This window comes from Mycobacterium sp., assembly GCF_050701675.1.
GTDB lineage: Bacteria > Actinomycetota > Actinomycetes > Mycobacteriales > Mycobacteriaceae > Mycobacterium.
Genome location: NZ_JBOGDD010000780.1, coordinates 1 through 2,222 on the forward strand (window position 1 = coordinate 1; position 2,222 = coordinate 2,222).

At 68.0% G+C, this 2,222-nt stretch carries 2 protein-coding genes and 1 pseudogene; all 3 read right to left on the reverse strand.

From position 1 onward, the window contains the following. Window positions 1–74, reverse strand: a pseudogene (locus tag ACRDUX_RS23955) (carbon monoxide dehydrogenase); the annotation flags it as partial. After that, the gene (locus ACRDUX_RS23960) at window positions 71–949 is read right to left on the reverse strand and encodes an XdhC family protein (protein ID WP_526417193.1); all 879 of its coding nucleotides are present in this window, start codon (window positions 947–949) and stop codon (window positions 71–73) included. The gene ACRDUX_RS23960 and the pseudogene ACRDUX_RS23955, both read right to left, overlap by 4 nt. Window positions 950–970: 21 nt before the next feature. Continuing rightward, window positions 971–2,222 (reverse strand): molybdopterin cofactor-binding domain-containing protein (locus ACRDUX_RS23965; protein ID WP_526417191.1); only part of this gene is annotated, 1,252 nt, incomplete at its 5' end.

Here is a 2,222-nt window from a genome sequence, read left to right on the forward strand (position 1 = left end):
AGTTGTTTCGGCGTGCCGAGGCGAGTCGAGCGGCCGGCTGCCAGCACGACACCAGTGACACGATCAGCGGTCACGAGTCCGCGCTCGCCGCAGCGAATGCCGCGCGACACGCCGCGCTGCAGAACCAGAAGTCCTCGCCCGCGGCCGAGACATGGCGCGCCGACGGCCCAACGGCGACCGTCATTCCGCAGACCGGGTCGATAGCCTGGGCGGGGACGGGGCGATCGGTCGACGACGACAGGCCATCGACCCGGATCGCGGCGATCACCTCAGCGACGATCGACACCGCGATCTCGGCAGGAGTCCTCGCCCCGATCGGCAACCCGACCGGCGTGTGCACGCGGGCCCACTCGGCGTCGGTCAACCCGAGTCCGGCGAGAACCGAAGCACCGCGGATCCGGCTGGCCACCAAGCCGATGTAACCGACCCCGGCATCGAGTGCGGTGCGGATCATCTCGGCCTCGGGACCACCGTGGCTGGCGATCACCACCGCGGTGACGTTGTCGAGGTCTTCGTCGGGGTGGTCCCGCGCGACGGCGTAGCCCAGGCTTTCGCACAGCTGCGCCAGAGCGTCGGCCACGGGCGTCGCACCGCTGATCCGGACCAACGGCGCAGGCACCTGCGGCGCCAGGAAGATCTCCAGCGCCCCGCCCGACAGGCACGGGTTGACCACGACGCACGCTCCTGGTGCCTCCGGAAAGTGGACGTCGCCGTCCGGAAGCACCCGAAGGAGCACGCTCTCACCGGCCTGCAGGACGCCGAGGGCCGCCTTGCGCACCGAGTTCTGCGCGCATTCTCCGCCCACGAAGCCCTCGATGGTGCCGTCGGACAACAGGATCGCCTCGTCGCCCGCGTGTGCCGAGGTCGGCTGTTGCGCCCTCACCACGGTGGCGCGAACGAACGGTGTCCTGGCCCGGACCAGTTGGGCCGCGCGCTCGGACATCGTCACCGCTGATCTCACGTGATCTCGCTAGATCGGAGGGGTTGCATTGCCCCGCATGGCTTCCCACACCCGCGATGGCGTCAGCGGCATGTCGGCATGGCGAACCCCGAACGGGGCAAGCGCATCCACGACGGCATTGACCACCGCGGGTGGCGATCCGACGGTGGCGGACTCGCCGACGCCCTTGGCGCCGATCGGGTGGTGCGGTGACGGGGTCACGGTGTGCCCCGTCTCCAGGTGGGGTACCTCGACGGCGGTCGGAATCAGATAGTCCATCAGCGAGCCGCCGAGGCAGTTTCCGTCGTCGTCGAACGCGATCATCTCCATCAGGGCCATGCCGATGCCATCGGTGATGCCGCCGTGCACCTGCCCCTCGATGATCATCGGGTTGATCCGGGTACCGCAGTCGTCCACCGCCAGGAACCGACGCACCTTCACCACGGCCGTTCCCGGGTCGACGTCGACCACGCAGAAGTACGCCCCGTACGGATAGGTGAGATTCTCCGGGTTGTAACAGATCTGGGCGTCCAGTCCCCCCTCGAGCCCCTCGGGCAGATCACCTGCGCCGTGCGCCCTCATCGCGATGTCCTGGATCGTCACCGAAGCCGTGGGATCGCCCTTGACGTGGAACGAACCCTTCTCCCACTCCAGGTCGGCGATGCTGGCCTCCAGCATGCCGGACGCGATGATCTTGGCCTTGTCCCTCACCTTGCGGGCTACCAACGCTGCCGCCGCGCCGGACACGGGCGTGGAGCGGCTGCCGTAGGTGCCGAGACCGAACGGGGTCTGATCGGTGTCCCCGTGCACCACGTCGATGTCGTCTGGCGGGATGCCGAGCTCCTCGGCGACGATCTGGGCGAACGTCGTCTCGTGACCCTGACCCTGCGTCTGAACCGACAGCCGAACCACGGCCTTGCCGGTCGGATGCACCCGAAGTTCGCAGCCGTCGGCCATCCCGAGGCCGAGGATGTCCATGTCCTTGCGGGGACCGGCGCCGACCGCCTCGGTGAAGAATGACATCCCGATGCCCATCAGCTCGCCGCGCGCGCGCTTCTCCTTCTGCTCAGCCCGCAATTCTTCGTAGCCGATCATGTCCATCGCGAGCCGCATCGTGGTCTCGTAGTCGCCGGAGTCGTACTCCCACCCGGTCTTGGACTGGTACGGAAACTGCTCGGGCCGCAACAGGTTTCGCAACCGCAGCTCGGCAGGATCGATCTTCATCTCGTAGGCGAGACAGTCGACGAGCCGCTCCACGAAGTAGACCGCCTCGGTGATTCGG